This window comes from Johannesbaptistia floridana (assembly GCF_057440575.1).
In genome coordinates this window covers 1-19,118 of sequence record NZ_JALKVM010000145.1, presented here as the reverse complement: position 1 = coordinate 19,118, position 19,118 = coordinate 1, and the positions used below count along the sequence as shown (strand labels likewise).

General features: G+C 36.0%; 11 protein-coding genes. 6 read left to right on the top strand and 5 right to left on the bottom strand.

All coding sequences use genetic code 11. The features are described 5' to 3' along the window. Positions 1–71: 71 nt before the first annotated feature. Complete coding sequence (locus MW688_RS09970; protein ID WP_486735822.1) at positions 72–605, bottom strand: Coq4 family protein; 534 nt, start codon at positions 603–605, stop codon at positions 72–74. Positions 606–853: 248 nt separating this feature from the next. Then, the gene (locus MW688_RS09965; protein WP_486735821.1) at positions 854–2,500 is read right to left on the bottom strand and encodes a calcium-binding protein; all 1,647 of its coding nucleotides are present in this window, start codon (positions 2,498–2,500) and stop codon (positions 854–856) included. A 672-nt stretch (positions 2,501–3,172) separates the two neighbouring features. On the opposite strand from MW688_RS09965, the gene MW688_RS09960 reads away from it, so the two are divergent. Genes MW688_RS09960 through MW688_RS09950 form a run of 3 tightly spaced genes read left to right on the top strand, consistent with a single transcriptional unit; the run spans position 3,173 to position 6,900 of the window. Continuing rightward, positions 3,173–4,384, top strand: coding sequence for a sensor histidine kinase (locus tag MW688_RS09960; RefSeq protein ID WP_486735820.1), 1,212 nt, complete (start codon positions 3,173–3,175; stop codon positions 4,382–4,384). Then, the gene (locus tag MW688_RS09955; protein WP_486735819.1) at positions 4,381–5,022 is read left to right on the top strand and encodes a response regulator; all 642 of its coding nucleotides are present in this window, start codon (positions 4,381–4,383) and stop codon (positions 5,020–5,022) included. Before MW688_RS09960 ends, MW688_RS09955 begins: the two co-directional genes overlap by 4 nt. A 54-nt stretch (positions 5,023–5,076) precedes the next feature. Then, positions 5,077–6,900, top strand: a complete 1,824-nt coding sequence (locus MW688_RS09950) for a Calx-beta domain-containing protein (RefSeq protein WP_486735823.1) — start codon at positions 5,077–5,079, stop codon at positions 6,898–6,900. 240 nt (positions 6,901–7,140) lie between these two features. On the opposite strand, the gene MW688_RS09945 is transcribed toward MW688_RS09950, so the two are convergent. Then, complete coding sequence (locus MW688_RS09945; RefSeq protein ID WP_486735818.1) at positions 7,141–8,535, bottom strand: hypothetical protein; 1,395 nt, start codon at positions 8,533–8,535, stop codon at positions 7,141–7,143. A gap of 60 nt (positions 8,536–8,595) precedes the next feature. Between MW688_RS09945 and MW688_RS09940 the strand changes: the two genes are divergently transcribed. From MW688_RS09940 to MW688_RS09930, 3 genes are all read left to right on the top strand, one after another. After that, a complete protein-coding gene (locus MW688_RS09940; RefSeq protein WP_486735817.1) occupies positions 8,596–9,057 on the top strand; it encodes a hypothetical protein in 462 nt (153 codons plus the stop codon). A gap of 34 nt (positions 9,058–9,091) precedes the next feature. After that, entirely contained in the window at positions 9,092–10,573 is a 1,482-nt protein-coding gene (locus tag MW688_RS09935) for a hypothetical protein (protein WP_486735816.1), read from the top strand. Between the two features lie 108 nt (positions 10,574–10,681). After that, a complete protein-coding gene (locus MW688_RS09930; RefSeq protein ID WP_486735815.1) occupies positions 10,682–12,157 on the top strand; it encodes a sodium/glutamate symporter in 1,476 nt (491 codons plus the stop codon). Positions 12,158–13,646: 1,489 nt separating this feature from the next. Here MW688_RS09930 and MW688_RS09925 read toward each other — a convergent pair. Continuing rightward, entirely contained in the window at positions 13,647–14,732 is a 1,086-nt protein-coding gene (locus MW688_RS09925; protein ID WP_486735814.1) for a Zn-binding domain-containing protein, read from the bottom strand. A 543-nt stretch (positions 14,733–15,275) separates the two neighbouring features. Further along, entirely contained in the window at positions 15,276–18,992 is a 3,717-nt protein-coding gene (locus tag MW688_RS09920) for a DEAD/DEAH box helicase (RefSeq protein WP_486735813.1), read from the bottom strand. Positions 18,993–19,118: the final 126 nt, after the last annotated feature.

Below are 19,118 nucleotides of genomic sequence, written 5' to 3'. Positions count from 1 at the left end.
TTACTTCAAAACTCATTACTTCAAAACTCATTACTTCAAAACTCATTACTCATTACTCATTACTTCAAGATTCATCCACAAGTAACTTTGGGTAAAGATGCAAGATCTGAGTAAATACTATATCGCTTTTGAATTTCCTTGAGTGGGAGATGCCATTGAGTTTCTGGTTGCCAATAATCAAAATGAAAATTGGAATTTTGTCCTCTTTTGTAAGCCTTCCAAAGGCGATCGCCCACAACTGAACTTGGATAAAGCTGGCGAGAGGAGATAGCACTAACTATTCCCACACTCACAATTAAATGAAAGGGGCGATAGTCACATCCCCACAGAAAAGCTTGTACTTCTGCTTCTGAGAGAGGATCTGTTTCATATCCTGTTAAAACATGAATACTATCGTGTAGTTGTTTACGTCGAGGTCCAGAATCAAAAGGCTGAAGATTGTTGCGAAGGTAAAAATTAACTAAATTATGACCAAAAGTTCCTTCTGGTAAATTAATCAAAGCATCTAAGTCAATAATTTTTGGAACATCTAAACCTAAATTTGCTGTTAATTTTTCCAGGTTATTAAAAAATATTTGAAAAAAAGGATAATCGCTAGATTCCATAGTTTTCTTAGTCTTTTTCAAGCGTAAATTTGAGAATCCTCCTCTCTATGAGGAGGAATAATACTAAATCCGGTTATTAAATATCTCTGATAAAAAAGCAGGGAGCAGGGAGACCGGAGCAGGGAGAGACAAGCTTTTAGCGTTTCCCATAAGTAAAAAGATAAAGGGGTTTTGTCAACCGGATTTGGAATAAAAGAATCAATTCGTCTAGTATTGTAATTTTTGGGTTAATAAATGTGAACTATTTTTTAAACAAAGTTAGCACTTTGTTGTAAGGTACTGACTTCTGCACCGTAGAAAACCCCAACCAGCTCAGAATTTGTTTCTGCACCATCTTGGTAATATAGAGCAGTTCCTTCAACATTAGGAAGTATGTTTTGCAAACTGTCTGGAATTGCTCCTAAACTATAATCATCAGCACTTCCATTGAGTTGTACTGAATCTTCAGCAATATTGAAGTCAACAATTAGGGCAAAATCATTAATTCCTTCGGTGCGGGATAAACCGTCGTTATAAAATACAGTAGATTCTGTTCCCAGAATAAATTGGTCACTACCAGCACCCCCTATTAAAACATCTATCTCTCCTTGTCCATTTTCAGAGGTACCCACAAGGATATCATCACCGCCAAAACCTAAAAGAATATCATTTTCTGTAGTTCCTTCATAAGTCTCAGCAGTTTGGGGTAAACGAGAATCAGCAATAACTTCTTGTGCTGCTAGGATAATAGCATAAGCTTCTGATGCTGTTATTCCTAGGTTGGTTATTTTTTCTTGAATTCCTGTAACAATTTCTTGTTTTTCTTCATCGGTAATTGTTCTATCACTAATGATATTTTGAAGCTTTTCTAATGTGGCTTTCATGTCTTCTTTGGTGGGAGGATTGTCCACGCCAGCTTCAATTATTTCTCTAAGTTCAGTCAAATTTTCTTTTTGTTCATCTGAAATAAATTCATCTATTCTGGCTTGAATTCTCTCTCTACGTTCAGTTAGTTTTTCTTTTTGTTCATCAGAAAGAGAGTCAAAATCTGCTGCTTCTATTTTGGCTTTAATTGTCTCTCTACGTTCAGCTAATTGTTCTTTTTGTTCATCAGAAAGAGAGTCGATGTCAAAATCTCTTGCTTCTATTCTGGCTTTAATTTTATCTCTGACTTCAGCTAACTTTTCTTTTTGTTGATCAGAAAGAGAGTCGGTGTCAAAATCTCTTGCTTCTATTCTGGCTTTAATTGTCTCTCTACGTTCAGCTAATTGTTCTTTTTGTTCATCAGAAAGAGAGTCGATGTCAAAATCTCTTGCTTCTATTATGGCTTTAATTGTCTCTCTAGCTTCAGCTAGTTGTTCTTTTTGTACATCAGAAAGAGAGTCGATGTCAAAATCTCTTGCTTCTATTCTGGCTTTAATTGTCTCTCTACGTTCAGCTAATTGTTCTTTTTGTTCATCAGAAAGAGAATCGATGTCAAAATCTCTTGCTTCTATTCTGGCTTGAATTGTCTCTCTACGTTCAGCTAGTTTTTCTTTTTGTACATCAGAAAGAGAGTCGATGTCAAAATCTCTTGCTTCTATTCTGGCTTGAATTGTCTCTCTACGTTCAGCTAGTTTTTCTTTTTGTTCATCAGAAAGAGAGTCGATGTCAAAATCTCTTGCTTCTATTCTGGCTTTAATTGTCTCTCTACGTTCAGCTAATTGTTCTTTTTGTTCATCAGAAAGAGAGTCGATGTCAAAATCTCTTGCTTCTATTCTGGCTTTAATTGTCTCTCTACGTTCAGCGAGTTGTTCTTTTTGTTCCTCAGAAAGAGAGTCTTTTCTGGCTTCGATAGTTTCTCTACGGTCAGTAAGGCTGTCTGATTGTTCATCTGATAGAAATCTAGAACTACGAGAATCTCTAGTTGACAACATATTTTTCATCAATCCATAAGTGTAGTTGACAATTTCAGAATATCCCAATAGCAATGTCATTGTCTTGAGGCAAAAGTCTCTATTTAGAAAGCAATAATTAGGACTTTTGTCCCTATTATTGCTAATATTGTTTATGTATAATTAAAGTAGTATAAGTCTTGGCTAGTTATCTTGAATTCAAGAACCCCTACCTGCCTTTAGGGACGAGGTAGGGGAGTGTGGGATTCAGCCCACCATAACCCTTGAATAGCGCATTGAGTCTTAGATGGAGGTACTACTACTCGTCATGGAATCCGTAAAGGTGATTATGTCGAAGCAGAGAAAGCTGGTATTATAGCAATGAGCAAATAGATGTTTACAGTTATTATGAAAAGCCCCCCTTGTTAAGGGGGGTTGGGGGGATCATTTATCTAAATATTGTTAACACTACAACGCTCATTGCTATACCTATCGAGGTTGGTGTTCTGGCGATACTGCCAAACAAATTTCGGTCAGCAACTTTGAGTGGCGCAGACTAGCGCAGTTTACCGCGGCCAAAGTAAGGTTGTTGCAACGCTCAACAGGATTAATTTGTAAACGAGGAGACAATTTCAGCGTTGCCAATTAATATTGGTTTTTGTTTCCTCCCCCACTTGCTACGCGAAGTGGGGGTATCCACCAAAACATTTTTTGATGAATTATCTTACTCCTCGTAATCACCCGCTACCTATCTTGTTATACTTGGAATGGAGCTTATTACTATGTATTTTTTGCAGTGAAGCCATAAGACTGTCCATTGTCTGGATTCCTAGTTTACCTATAGTAAATTGGCTATGTTTTTTAGCATTTACTTTGTTGGGTTTTGCTTTGCCCCAAGGAAAAATAAAATACAAAATTGTATATACCATCGCCGAATTTTCCCTGGTTCTTGTTGCCAGCATTTGGGGAGGAATTCGTTTATTTCCCCTTCTGTATATAACCATTGCTACTCGTAATTGTTTAATTTTTCAGGGAAAATGGCGTTTGATGATCATGAGTATAAATTATGGTTTATTTATCATCAGCCAAACTTATCGTGTTACTGTCCTTAATGAAAAGCTTCGTTTTAATCCAGGTATTTTTGCCCAAAGAGTTTTGATTCCTGAGAAAATTACTTCTACAAATATTACTATTGCTCTTGTTTTTGGATTACTCTTGTTATTTGTCCATCTATCTATTAGTGCTATTTTGGCTGAACGTAAAAGTTTAGCGAAATTAGCTATCATTAACAAAAAGCTGCGCAGATATGTTCTTAAAGCGGAAGATTTAGCTACTTTAAAAGAAAGAAATCGAGTGGCACGAGAAATTCATGACTCTCTTGGTCATTCTCTTGTTACTTTTAACCTTCATATTGAGGCGGCTTTGAGATTACAAAACAGTGATCCCACAGAGGCAAGAATATTATTAGAAGAGGCCAAACAATTAGCAAGCAAAGCTTTAGCCGATGTTCGTCAATCAGTATCGATACTGCGTTCAGATCCAGTTAGTGAAAAGTCTTTAGAAACTTTAGTTAAAATGTTGTTAAAAGATTTTCAACGTTCCACGGGAATTAAACTATACAGTCATATTGAGATAGTTACAGAGATTTCTAAGGAAAGAAAAACTGTATTATATAGAATTTTACAAGAAGCTTTAACTAATATATGTAAACATGCAGAAGCTACAGAAGTTAAGGTAGAGATAATCAGTGAATCTCAAGTAAAATTGTTGATCGAAGATAATGGGAGAGGATTTGTGTTAGAGGAAAATACAACAGGCTTTGGTTTACAGGGAATATACGAAAGGGTAGACTATTTAGATGGTAATGTAGTAATTATTACCGCGCCAGGTCAAGGGTGTAAAATCATAGTAAATTTTGAACAATGATTCGTGTTCTTTTAGTAGATGATCAAAAACTAGTCAGACGCGGTTTAAAGGCTTTGTTACAAATAGAACCAAGCCTGGAAATAGTGGGAGAAGCAAGCAATGGCCAAGAGGCGATCGCCCAAATTACTACTTTGTCTGTAGATGTAGTGCTAATGGATGTGCGAATGCCAATTATGGACGGAGTAGCAGCAACAAAAGCTATTACAGAAAAGTTTCCTGAAGTAAAGATTTTAGTATTGACAACTTTTGATGATGATGAGTATATAGTTAAGTCTTTACAATATGGCGCGTTAGGCTATTTACTCAAAGATACACCTCCCGATGACTTGGTACAAGCAATTCATGCCGCAGCTAAAGGTTATACACAACTAGCACCAGGTTTAATGCCACGCCTAGTTAAGCCAGAGGCAGATTCTACACCACCGCCACCAGGTTGGGAACAACTTACGCCTCGGGAAAAAGACATTCTCGGTTTAATTGCCCAAGGTATGAATAATCAAGAAATTGCTGAAGAATTGTATATTGCTGAGAAGACTGTGAAAAATCATATCACACGGATTCTTAATCGTTTGAATTTGCGCGATCGCCTCCAAGCTGCTATCGTAGCTAAAACTCAACAATATTTGGGCAAGCTTTAACTAAGTCTAAGTGTCTCTCCCAATAGCGTTACAGAAGATGACAATCGCAACTTAATTTATACTTTTAGCCGGAATCAAACAGAAGGAGAACTACTTGTTAACTTCAGGGTGGGAGGAAGTGCCAGTCTTAACGATGACTATCGTCTCAGTGGCGCTAGTAACCTTGATAATAATCAGGGTACACTTCGCTTTGCTGATGGTAATAACACGGCTACTTTGATAGTTAATCCTACTGAAGATGATTTAGTAGAAAATACTGAAACTGTACAAATTGACTTAGTTCGAGACGATGATAACTATCTACTAGGGAGCAATAGAAGAGCAGTTAGTACTATCCTAGATAGCGATGTTCCTCCACCAGTAGTAAGTGTACAAGTTTCCCCAAGCAGTGTAGCTGAAGATGGGAGTCCTAATCTCGTATATACTTTCACTCGACGTGGTGGAGACTTACAACAACCTTTGACTGTTGATTTTAATGTTGATGGTGAAGCTCGTTTCAATCAAGATTATCGAGTGATTGGTACTAAGGATTTTAATAATAATCGTGGTAGTATCGAATTTAGACCGAGAGCATCTACTGCACAACTCACTATCAATCCTAACCGTGATAGGAATATTGAGAACGATGAAAGCATTAATATAGAATTACGACCAATAGGAAGCAACTATAACATTAATACTCGACAAAGTACGGCAGCAGGAATTATCACTAATGATGATAGTGAAATTCGTCTAAGTGTGTCTCCCAATAGTGTTACTGAAGATGGAAATCAGAATTTGGTATATACTTTCACTCGTATTGGTGAAATTAGTAATAGTTTACGTGTTAACTTTCGTGTAAGTGGGAGTGCTTCTTTCAATCAAGATTATCGTGTATCTCGGGCTAGTAGTTTTAGTCGTAATCGTGGTAGTATTGAATTTAGACCACGTTCTCGCACAGCAGAATTAATTATTAATCCTAAGCGTGATACATTAGTAGAAAACAACGAAACAGTTGAAATACAGTTAATTAATAGCAATAATTACCAAGTTAGGGGTAATAGTCGAGTACGAAGCACGATTACTAATGATGATACCGAAATTAATATTCGTGTTTCTCCTAATAGTGTTACTGAAGATGGTAGTCGCAATATTGTATATACTTTTACTCGTACTGGGGATTTGAGCGATCGCCAGGTGGTCAATTTTCGCGTAAGTGGTAATGCAACTCTTAATCAAGACTACCGCGCATTTGGTGCAAGTCAATTCAATACAAATCGGGGTAATGTAACATTTCGTCCCGGAGCACGTACTGCACAAGTAACCATCAATCCTAATAGAGATACAGATGTAGAAAGTAATGAGACTATAGAATTACAGGTAATAAATGGTAGTAATTATCTAGTGGGACGCAATAATCGTGCCCAAAGTATTATTACTAACGATGATGCTTTAATTGGTTTGAGGGTTTCTCCTAGTAGAGTTAATGAAGATGGTAGTCGCAATATTGTATATACCTTTACTCGTACTGGGGATTTGAGCGATCGCCTAATTACTAATTTCCAAGTAGGTGGCAGTGCTAGATTTGAAGAAGATTATATTGTTAATGGGGCTAATCAGTTTAATTCCAATCGCGGTAGTGTAGTATTCCGGCCCCGCTCTAGTACCGCCCAAGTTACTGTTAGTCCCAGCGCTGATAGTGTATTTGAGAGTAATGAAACTGTAGAGTTAGAAATAATCAGGGGCAATGGCTATGAGATTGATACTCGTAGAGACAGTGTCACTGGTACAATTGTTAATGATGATAGTAGGAATAATTTAGGTAGAACTAATTCAGGTATCTTCAACAATGTTTTTTCTGATGCTATAGTTCCTGATATCAACTCTTTAACTGTTTGATTAATAAACTAATTTTTTTGGCGATCTCGTGCAAGATCTCGCTCCGTTGGCGAGTGCGCGATAAACAAACCTCAATCTCAACAAGCTTTTTAGCCACCCTGTCACCCCGTCAGCTTCAAGCCTTCAAGACTTCAAGTCTTGAAGTCTTGAAGTCTTCTTACTTCAAAACTCATTACTCCTTACTCATTACTTCAAGATTCATCCACAAGTAAATGAGTGATAAAGATGCTTTGGTCTGAGTTATTGTTGATGTACAACAAAACAAAATCTACCGATTAAATTAGTTTCTTCGGTTTTACCTGATTGAGTAACTTGTTTCTCGGATTGTAAATCTGGTGCTTGCGCGGTCACAATAGTAACTAAGTTTTGTAGAAAGTTTTTTAATTTATATGTTCTTGCACCTAGATATATATCTGATTCATTTCTAGCTGTTTCATTATAACTCCACTCATCTACCCATTCTGGTAGTATTATTTGACTGGGAATCACATCTACATTCACAACTTCTATGTCATTATTTATATTTGTTTCTTTAGTTGTTACTAATAAACTCATAAAATTTTCTTGGCCTAATAATAGCTTGAATCGCAAAAAATGAGATTCATTTTTTTGAGTTTGACAATTAGTAAAACCTGTATCATTTTCATTCTTACAGGAAGTTACTTGCAATTCTGGTTTAACTGCTAAACTATAGGGCAGGGTTACATATTCTAAAAAATTATATTGATATTCAGAAGGACTTTGATTATTTCCTATTTGTAAAAAATCTACTAGGGTTTTATTAGTAACTATTAAATTGATATCTCGATTATAAATTTCTGAAACCCTAGTAAATCCCGGTGATAATTCCTTATATTCTTCAGTGATATTAAATTTAGCCATCTCTTGGATTATCTCTTGACTAACAATTAAGAGATTCTCTGAACTAATTAAGCTACTATTTCTTTTTTCTAGTTCTTCAAAATAATCAACTATTGTTTGATAATTACCAATAAAAATCAGATAAAATGGTCTATATTCTTCTGGATCTGCAACTAACCTACTATTAAAATTAATAGTGTTGCTAGTACCTTTGTTTTTGAGTAAACCGTCATATATTTTACCATCAAATTGGCTACGTATTCCTAGAACACCTATACTATAACCTTGTTCGATATAGATTTTAAAAGCATCAATTAGGGTAGTATTATCTGAATTAGCCCTCAGTAAATCAGTAACTAAGATAATTAATTTATCTGATTGGGGGGGATTAGTATTGAGAGCGACTTCTAATAAAGCATCTTGCTGTTGTTGTTGATAAAAATTTCTTTTAGTTGCCAGAATAGAATTGTCATCAGGTAAAATTTGAGCAGTGGTGCCCAAACGATAATATTGAGGTTGACTATCACTAAGAGAGGCAATTACTTCGTCTAAAGATTGTAAAACTTGAATATAATTACTATCTTTAATAGTTACAAATCCTTCCATAGAAATAGTACTATCTAGATAAACTTCTGGAGTCACCTTAGTTGTTGTAGGTGAATCGTCTAAATTAGTTTGTTGAGGAGGAAGATTACATTCCCAGGTAACTTTTTGAGAACAAGCACTTAAAATTAAACAAAGGGGAATAAATAGAAAATAAAAATATCTTGGCATCTGATTTACATGAGAAATTGAGCTAAAATTTTAGCTGTATTAACTCTTAGGAATAAAATAATGATTTTAGGTATATTAACTATATTAGCTGGTTTTATGTTGTTTGTAGGGCAAAGATGGTTATTTTCTACTGGCGCTTGGGGTTTAATTCAAATAGCGACTATCTCTAGACAAGCATATACCAATGATTATTTTACTCCGGCAGCTTTAGTTGTGTTAATTGTATCGACAATTTGTGCTATAACTTGGTATGTCATCTCCTCTCGTTGGAGTGTGAATTTTGCACCCATCAAAGAAATGAAAGCAGCAAGAGTGATGTGGATAAGTTTATCAATACCACCCGTACTGAGTTTAGTGGTAGCAGTGTTATTATATGGAGGGGTAAGCGCTTCGGCATTGCCGTGGATGTTCTTATTTTTGCTGTTAAACCTCCTGGTTGTATACTGGTTATCTACAGTTTTAAGCACACCTGAAGAGATGATTGCCGCCGTTTTCGCCGCTAATTGGTTACGTTTAAGATAAAAAAGATTAGCATTAGGATTAATTTTTAACAAAAATGTCAACTTATATTATTGCTATTGGAGGCACAGGTGCTAAATTTATACAGGCAGTGATTCACTTAGCTGCCGCAGGAATGTATGCCAAAAATGAGCGAGTAGAAAACTTACATTTATTGATTGTAGACCCTGATACAGGTAATGGCAATATTGTGGCCGCTTACTCTAACAGTCTTAACAACTATCAAAACTCTCAGGAGATACTTAGAGGGGGTATCAATGAAGAATTATTTTGGTGGATGCAATCGGGTATTGAGAAGTTTCAAGAAGGAATATTATCTCCCTTAAGTAAAAATGGTAAAACTCTCAAAGAACAATTAGAGATTGGTAATTATAATAAAGATGCACCTATTCGTCAGTTAGTAAATGTTCTCTATACAGAAACTGAACAAAATCTTAATTTAGAAGAAGGATTTAGAGGTAGACCAGTAATAGGTGCCGCAATTATCGCTCAAATCGCTCAAAAATCCAAAAGTCCGCAAATTTGGCAAGAATTAATTAGTCAAATCCAAAGAGAAGCTAATTCTGAAGAATCTCCTCAAGTTTTCTTATGTGGGTCAATTTTTGGTGGCACTGGCGCTGCTGGTTTTCCTACTATAGGACGTTTATTAGTTAATGATTTAACTCCGGTACTGCATCGAGTTAAACTGGGAGGTTTACTCATGTTACCCTATTTTAAGTTTAGACCACCAGAGGTTGGAGAAGTTTATGCACGTCCTGAGGAGTTTTTACTGAAGACAGAAGCAGCTTTGCGTTATTACCGAGAAAAAGCGGAGGAGTTGAAATTTGACTTTCTCTATACTTTGGGATTGCCTAATTATACTATGGTAGTCTCTGAAAGTACTGGAGGCAACGACCAGCGCAATCCTCCCCATTTTTTGGAGTTACTCGGAGGTTTAGCTTTACGAGATTTTATTTTTCAATCTAAACCTGAACGGATTACTTTTGTTGATTTGAGTCGCAAGTATAGTAATGTAATTACTTGGGATGATTTGCCCAATTCTCAAGAACGTAACGAAGTAAAAAACAAGTTGATTAATACAACTCGATTTGCCTTTGCTTGGTTATCGACAATAGTACCAGAGTTAGAATACGCTAAACGCAATCCCAGGGAAATTGCCTGGGTAAATCGCTTTTTTAAAACACCTCAGTTAAAAGAATTGAGAGATAAAAATCATCCAGAGAATGCCAAAGTTAGGGTTATTAGTAGTTGGTGTGAGGATTATCTGCGGTGGTTATTAGCTATTCATGAGATAGATAATAATACTGTGCGCTGGTTTAATCCTCATACTTTAGCAGTTAATGGTCGCGGTAGAGTGATGGTGATGAGGGAAGATTTCCCTCACTTGATTAGTGAAAATAGTGGTTTACCTATTAATAAAATTTTGAGAAAAATTAATAAAAATCAGCTCAATGGTCCAGATAATACCGATATTGCCGCTTTAGCTAAGGCTTTGTATCGCAGTATTCATGAAACTTGAATTACCGTCTAGAGAAGAATAATGTAGATAATTTTGCGTAGCTAAACATACCGTATTGATTAAGAAAATAGTTTAAAAGAATATAACAGTTAATTCAAAAAACAGAAAATGTTTGACTTGATAACCACTCTATTTGCTTTTATAATTGTCGGCATAATTATCTTAATAGCCAGATGGTTAAAGGCAAAGATAAAAATATTTCAAGATCTTTACTTACCAGAATCAATTATAGCAGGAGCGATCGCCCTAATTTTAGGACCAGGAATACTAGGAGCGATTGCTGTAGCTACAGGTGCATCTCCAGACGATTACATAGCGGGAGGTCTTTTCTCAGAAAATATACGTAATGTTTGGTCTCAGTCGCCTGGAGTATTTATTAACATTGTTTTTGCCGCAATGTTTTTAGGGGAAACTATCCCTCATCCTCGGGATATTTGGCGTAAAACAGCTCCCCAGGTGGCCTTTGGTCAAACTTTAGCCTGGGGTCAATATGTAGTGGGTATTCTCTTGACAATGCTGATTCTCACTCCTGTATTTGGTCTTCCCCCTATGGCCGCTAGTTTACTAGAAATAGCCTTTGAGGGAGGTCATGGCACCGCAGCAGGAATGTCAGAAGCTTTGGTAGACTTGGGTTTCACCGACGGACCAGATTTAGCCATAGGTTTAGCTACCGTTGGTATACTATCAGGAGTAATTGCTGGTACTGCTTTAGCTAATTGGGGCTACCGTAAAGGAATTATTTCTAAAGAAACTGTTCATGTCACTGGTGGAGATGCCCAATTTCAAGAAACGGCAGAAACAGAAAGTCATGCTATAAGACAGAGAAGAGCTTATTTAATGCGTAATTTACTGGTAGACCCCCTATCTATTAATTTTGGTTTTACTGGTTTAGCTATCGTTATTGGTTGGGTTATTTTGCAACTTCTCGCCTGGATAGAAGGATTAACCTGGGGGAATACAGGCTTAGAAATAGCTGGTGCTATTCCTCTATTTCCTATGGCGCTAATTGGGGGTATTTTAGTTCAAATTGTGATGAAAAGTTTGAACTTAGATGCCTTGATTGTGAGAAGTTTACAAGAAAGAATCGCAGGGGTAGCCCTAGATATTGTGGTGGTAACAGCTTTAGCTTCCATCAAACTAGCAGTTATTGGTAATAATTTGATTCCTTTTTTACTGATTTCTCTCCTAGGGATTGTTTGGAATATTTTTGCCTTTTTGTATTTAGCACCAAAAATATTACCCATTTACTGGTTTGAACGGGGTATCGGTGATATGGGTCAATCTATGGGAGTTACAGCTACCGGAATTCTCTTAATTAGAATGGTAGACCCAGATAATCATACAGGCGCCTTTGAGAGTTTTGCCTATAAACAATTGTTTTTTGAACCGATTGTGGGAGGAGGACTTTTTACGGCGGCAGCGCCAGCTTTAATTAAGCAGTTTGGGCCAATTGCTATATTATTGTTAACGGGAGGGTTAATGGTGTTTTGGTTGGTATTTGGTTTATATAATTGTAAAACTTTGAAAAAACAATTAGAAAGAGAAAGAGAGGCACAACAATACTCAAGTACATACAACAGCTAAAAGCATGATGTAGTACACGCCTAGGGCGATCGCCCTTTTGAAAAAATCAGCATTTAGTCTCAACTCTAGTAATATGGTAGTATGTCTATTCCCTCTTCCCTAAAAACGATAACTGCTGTGTTTTAACTTACACTTCCTTGGTATATGAAATGTTACAAAATCATCTTATTGGCTGTATTCTTGGTACTGCCCCAAAGCGGAATATGGTGCATTAGCTGTGGCGTTAGCCGCTCAAATGTCTCGTACACAAGATAACGTAACTGGCAAAGAATTTATTAATGAATTGCGTTTAATCGGTTCTACAGACTAAATTATGCTAAAAACAAGGTTTAAATAGATATAAGTGAGACAGGGCAAGTAATTCAGCTCAAGACATCTATCAAAAACTTAAATTCTTGCCCTGTCTCAGTTTTTGAAAATTCAGCATAGTTCACTCGGTAGAACCATAAACGCTATATTACTTATTACTAAAGTAATTTAAAAGAAAAAATGTACTATTTTTAGCATCACACAGAAGAAAATCTTGCACTTTTTCTGACAAAAAATAGGCTCAAACCTATATACCATTCATTGTTTTATATTTATTCAGTAAGCCCTACTTATTCTTTTATTCTATAAATTCAAATAGACAAAATAGCAGCAGTACACTAGTTGATAACTTCAACACTTCCTTAATTAATTAATCTTTTTTGGAGTTGAACTAAAGTTAATCTTTAGTTTTTTAGCTCCCTGTTTACTACTTTAGGAAATGTAAGTATTTAACTGGACTGCTGCTATTTTTTTGGACGAGACAGAATGTATTTTAAACAGCTTACTTACCTCTTTTTTTTACTAAAACTGCCTGTTGTTTCTGCCAGGAGAAGCTTTCTTTTGCTTCTATTTATAGAATAACATCATCTTGAGATAACTAGAACTTTTTGATACAAAACTTCATATTAATCTAGGAATTTACTGGAGTTTAGTCTAAACTCCAGTAATTTGGTACATAAGTACTGATAGAGAAAGGTATGTATAAAAAAGCAGAAGATAGTGCCAGTAGTATTGACGCTTTATTTTTCATGATTCTGTGAATTAAATTTTACTATGTTTTTTTGTTTGTTTATATAATACTTAAAGGATTACTTAAGTTTTTAGGACTAAAGTCCAACTACGAACCTAGTATAGTTAGAATAAAAAATAATTGGCATCTAACTCACACCAAAGCATCTATACCTAATGTTACTGGTTGTCGTTGAGTAATGAGTAATGAGTAATGAGTCTTGAAGTAATTATTTGACTAATGAGTTTTGAAGTAATGAGTTAAAGAATTAATGCGATCGCGCTTAAAAATTGGTTGACCTTGGCTACGATCTTAGACTAAATTACAGAATATACAGCAGGTACAGTTTCTCCCCAAGCTTTTCCAAGAATAGCGATCGCATTGGATAGATTATTGCTTTATTAAACTCAAATCTTGCATCTTTATCATATTCACCACATTATCTTTTTTTTATAATAAGTCTTTGAGTTGTTGAACTTGTTGATGTAAATCATCCTGATATTTAAAAACAAAAACTTTATAACCTATATTCCACTCTAAATCCTCGCGCTTGATGGAATCTTTTTTGGCTACCGAAGGATGATCATGAATACTACCATCACAAAAGATAGCTATTTTAGCTTGAGTATAGACAAAATCTGGCTTACAATCAGCTTCAGGGAAATAAACTTGGGTTTGATCTGGTAAAGGCAATCCTTGAGCAAAAATCGCTTCTAAAACCTCTTTTTCATAGGCTGATTGAGGGTCTGTTTGTTGCAGAAGCTGTGCAAAAGTGAGTGAGCGATTGGTTTCGAGAAGAGAATTTAATTGACTTTCAGTCAGTTGAGTGAGAAAATCCTCAATTAAATGTCTATTCAATAAAGGATGAGCTAACTGATTCTGATAGGAGAGAAGACACTCATAACAAGCTTGACTGCAAGTTGGCTTATTTTGTATAAAGTGACAAATATCAAGAGCTTCTTGGGCTAAATAAGCAAAAGATTGAGGATTTTCTAGAATCTGAGATAAGACACCTACTCCTCCTTCTGTGGCTTCCCAAAAGAGAATATATTTACCATCTCCTAATAGTTCGCAGACTAATTCTTCAGATTCGAGCTTATAATAAGCTTGGATTGCTCTTAACAGTGCGTATTGTAAACTGGTTAAAAACTCAAGAGATTCTTCGTGAGCAGTTTGTTGAGGTTCAACAACTAAAATATTACAAGTATCCTCAACCATCAAAGTAACATTAGATTGAATAGAATCATTATTTTCATTGTGAAAAGAATCTCCCCATTCTCCCGTGCGTGTATCTAACTTAAAACCCGTCTCCCGATTACGAAGTAATCCCCGATTGAGGCGATAGATTTTAGCTGTCTCACCGTAACAAATCTTTAAAAGCTTAGTGCCATCAGCTGCTATAACTTCTGCCTCTTTTTTATGCTTATAAGTGTCGTAACGAAAATGAGTAGTTAGATTATAACCATACTTTAACCTTTCTTCCTCATCACAGGTAATTCTTTCCCGGCGTCGAGTAATCATCGTGTCTAAAGTCAATACATAGTGTGAATAATCCTTAAGTCTGGCACCACAGTTTTCACAAGTATCGCGATGAAATTTTTCTCCTGAGTGAAAATAACCACATTTATGACAACTGGCAACTTTTTCAAATTCAACACCTTTAGGAGAAATGCGGGTTTTACTAATTTGAAATTTACTCCCCTCATAATAGATAATATTGCGAGGTGCTAATTCTCTAATAGCTACAATACGAGGACGAGATACAAATTCTCCCCTATCTCCTGCGGGGATAAAACTACGTATAGGCAGTCGGGGAAAATTAAACCCAGGTAAAAATCCTTCACTAGCAAAGTAACGATAGGGATAAAATTCAAATTCACTGTGTGAGCGTTTTTTTGTTTGCCCTACTAATAAGTATCGCTGTCTCTTAGCATCAATTTCTAATTCTTCTGCCCTAGCTTTTTCCTCATCACTAACTAAGCCTTTTATGGCATTCTCTAGAATAAGGCGGGCATTTTCTAACTCGATTATAGCTTCTTGATATAATTTGCGCCAGCGATCGCAAGCTCGGTCAAATGTCTAGTCTGCATTTTCTAGAGTCTGTCTAGCCCAATCTCCACTATACCAATTAGTTTTGTTCAGGTCATTTTGACAAAAAACATCACCCAGTATTTTACTCGCATCAAAAAGACATTTATTAAGTCTTTCTGGAGATAATTTTATTTGTTGTTTAATCTCATCTTTGAGGGGATAATCTGGGTCTTCCAAATCAAGTATTTGATTCATCGAATTACCCAAATCAACTCCCGTATAAGAAAGCCAGAGAGAATAAAGATGAGATTTCAATAAATCTAGATTAGCTAATTCTAATTTCGGTGGTACAACTACTCCCGCCACCATTTGTGCTTGACGTTGATAAAAATATTGATCGTGTCCACTACCATAAGAAGCATACGTAATTACAAGAGCTTCTTGACCTCCCCTCCCTGCCCTTCCACTGCGTTGAGCATAATTTGCAGGAGAAGGGGGAACATTGCGAAGATGAACTACACTCAAGTCAGAGATATCAATACCTAATTCCATAGTAGGGGAACAAAATAAAGCTGCTAAATCACCTCGACGGAATTTTTCTTCCCTGTCTTGACGTTGAGCAGTTGGTACTTGTCCTGTATGTTCTCTACCTTCAATTTTTTGTATACTGTGGGCATACTGTTCATAGAAATTTTGGAAAAATTTATTTACATCTTGTTTATCAAGACTACTTCCCTGAAGCTTTCTCATACTAGTAGGCTCGAAATTAATTTTATTTACTTTTTGAGCTTTCCATACCATAGAATCGATTCGTAATTGAAAATCTTCCTCTTCACCTTTGAGATAGCCACAATCAGTAAGCACTTTGACTAAAGACTCAATTAATCCTAGATATTCTTGCTCTTTTAAAGAGTAATTCCAAATTTTGTTAGAGCGTAAATAGCGGCCTACTTTACTTCCTGAGGTTAGTTTAACGGTAGCTTTTGATTTCTCTTTACTCACATAGGTAGCCTTAACAGCAGAGGGAAGATATTCATTTTCATCAAACTTCCAACTATCATTTAAAGCTTGATTAACTTGACGATATAGTTCTCTAATTTTATTTGGGTCAAGTAAAACAGCATCAATAGCTAATCTTTTTCTCAGTTGGTCTAAAACAGCGAGGGATGCTTGATATCTTTGTGCTGGTGTTGCTGCCAACAAGATTTGATTGGGGTATTTTTGCCAGGGGGCTTGAGCTTGACAAGTTTTATCTAATTCGATATATTCAATAGATAATAGACCGCACTGTTCTAAATTTGGTTGAACAATTCGCCAACCTCTTTTTAAGTCTTCATAGAGACGATACTCGATTAAATGCTCAAATGCTTCTTCATTGCGTTTTTTCCCAATACCAAAATAAGCAGGTTGGATGGCATAATCCTCTTGAGATAAATTCATTTCTTTAACTACAGTGGCGGCTAGTTGTTGATGAATTAAAGAGCCATGTTTTTGGATAGCTTTGTTGAGACTAGCCCTGAGATAAGAAGTTTGCACAAAATCATTGAAATGACCAGATTGTAAGGAGGCATCTTGGCGATTATCAGTAAAGCTAAGTATTTTAGCGGCTTGAGGATTAATTTGGGGATTAAGTCTTAGACGATTAACTGTAGATAAACACAGTAAGGTGGTTGCTGTACTACGTCCCTCACTACTAAGACGGGATAGTTTGCGATATTCTGTAGTTTTTTTATCATAAACAATTCCACAGTTAAGACAAGTTAAAAAGGGTTTGGGAATAAACCAACAAGACACAGGTTGAATAGCAGCATCCTTGCTAACTACTTTGGTGGAGATTTTACCATTGGGATAAACATATAATTTCTGGGGGATAAACTGAGCAAATTCTTTTTTTACCACTCTTCCTTTAGTTTTGGTGAAGCGAAACCAACCCTCAGGTAAACGGTCTTCATCATCAGTATCCCATAGTTCAGGTTCATCTAGGGTTAAATAACCTTCGGTGACATCGTCATCTTCTTCATCAATAGTAATAGGCAGTAAAGGTGTAACTAGATGTTTTTCAGCATCGTAACGAACTATATAATAGTCTTGACCACATTCCCGACAAAAAACTAGGGGATATAATAAGCGCTCCTGTGTAGTTTTATATTGCCCTTCTAGAGTCAATTCTCTTTGGGAATGGGATTGCAGGGTAGCATATACACTTCCCCCTTGAGATATAAACTGATGGAGACGAAAAGGTAAAGCTACAGTTTTTTTCTCTTTACTATCTTGACTATTTAATCTACTGCTCCACAATAACATTTCTTTGAGTATATTTAGGCATAACTGAGGTTGATTTTTAGTCAATTTTGCTAATTTATGGGCACCTTCTTCTAGAGAAATAGGTGTTCTACGTTTGAGATATCCCTCCTCTTCTTCTAAACCAAAATTCATCTCAATCCAGGCACTGAGGGGATGATTTAAGAACACTTCTAAACTTTGTTCTTGTTGAGGGGGGAGTCCTGTTTTGAGACATTCTTGTAATTCTGAGTTGGTGGGATAGGCACGAGAAATAGCTCTTTCTAAGGTTTCATCAATAACTTGATTGGCTTTGATTTCTTGCCCAAACAGTTTACTGGCTACTTCTGCTACAGTTTCTTGGCGATTTGCCCTTGTGCCCTCTGTAGACATTGTCGCTGATGTACCTATACATAATAGTTGTTTTCCACATCTTTGTTTGAGTTTACGAATAACTAAGGCTACATCTGAACCTTGACGACCTCTATAAGTATGTAATTCATCTAAGATTAAGTATTTAAGGTTGGGGGATTCTACCAGTTTTTCTTCATGGATACGAGTTAACATCATATCCAACATCACATAGTTAGTAAGGAGAATTTGGGGCGGATTGTGTTGTATCTCGGTTTTTTCTTTTAAGCTTTCTTGACCTGTGTATTTAGCTACTCTAATATGACTATTAGTAACATTAGCTAAAAATTTCTTAAATTCTTCTTCTTGAGAGTTAATTAAGGCATTCATCGGATAAACTAGTATCGCCCTAACTCCGTTTAATTGGGGATTATTTAGTAAATCATTGATGATAGGTACAACATAACTTAAACTTTTTCCAGACCCTGTTCCAGTAGTTACTATATAAGGTAAATTCTGTTGGGCTAATTGAAAAGATTGTTCTTGATGGGCGTAAAAATGAAATTTAGGGAAATAGCGATGGCAATCTGGATGGAGAGTACCTGATTTAATTAATTGAGTTACTGTGGCGGTGCGTTTATAGGGAGGATTTAGTTGTACCAGAGGATTTTTCCATAGTTTTCCTTTATCTAATTCTTGTTTAACAAATTCTCTCAAGCGTGTGTCTTTTATTTTCAGAAAACTTTCTATATAGTTGCGATAGTCATTAATCACTTCATCTCTTAACCCAAAGATATCGCTAGTTAGAGAATGAGAATCATAACTATTATCTGAAGATTCTGAAAGTTTTTTTTCTTTTCTGGTGACTTGATATAGTGTTTCTTCTGGATTAAGATAGTTAGCCAATTGATTAGCCAAAGTTTGATTAAGAGTTGATTTCTCAAAGACAGTTTCTACTAATTCTTGGAAATCCCAATTTTGGGGAATACCTGAAAATAATGCTTTTAGTTCATTTTCAGTGAGATTTTCTACTCCGGTAGCATCTAGTTTTTGGGGAAGCATCCCTATGCCGATTAAATTACTGACTGAGGCTAGTGCTGTTTCTCCGTTAATTAGTAAGTCTTTGAGCTGCATAGAAATTTTGATACTAATATTCTTTATTTAAGGATGCCCTAATCTAAATTAATAATATCATTTAAAAGAAGACTAGGTTCGTAGTTGGACTTTAGTCCAAAAGAGTAATCGGGCTGAAGCCCTACT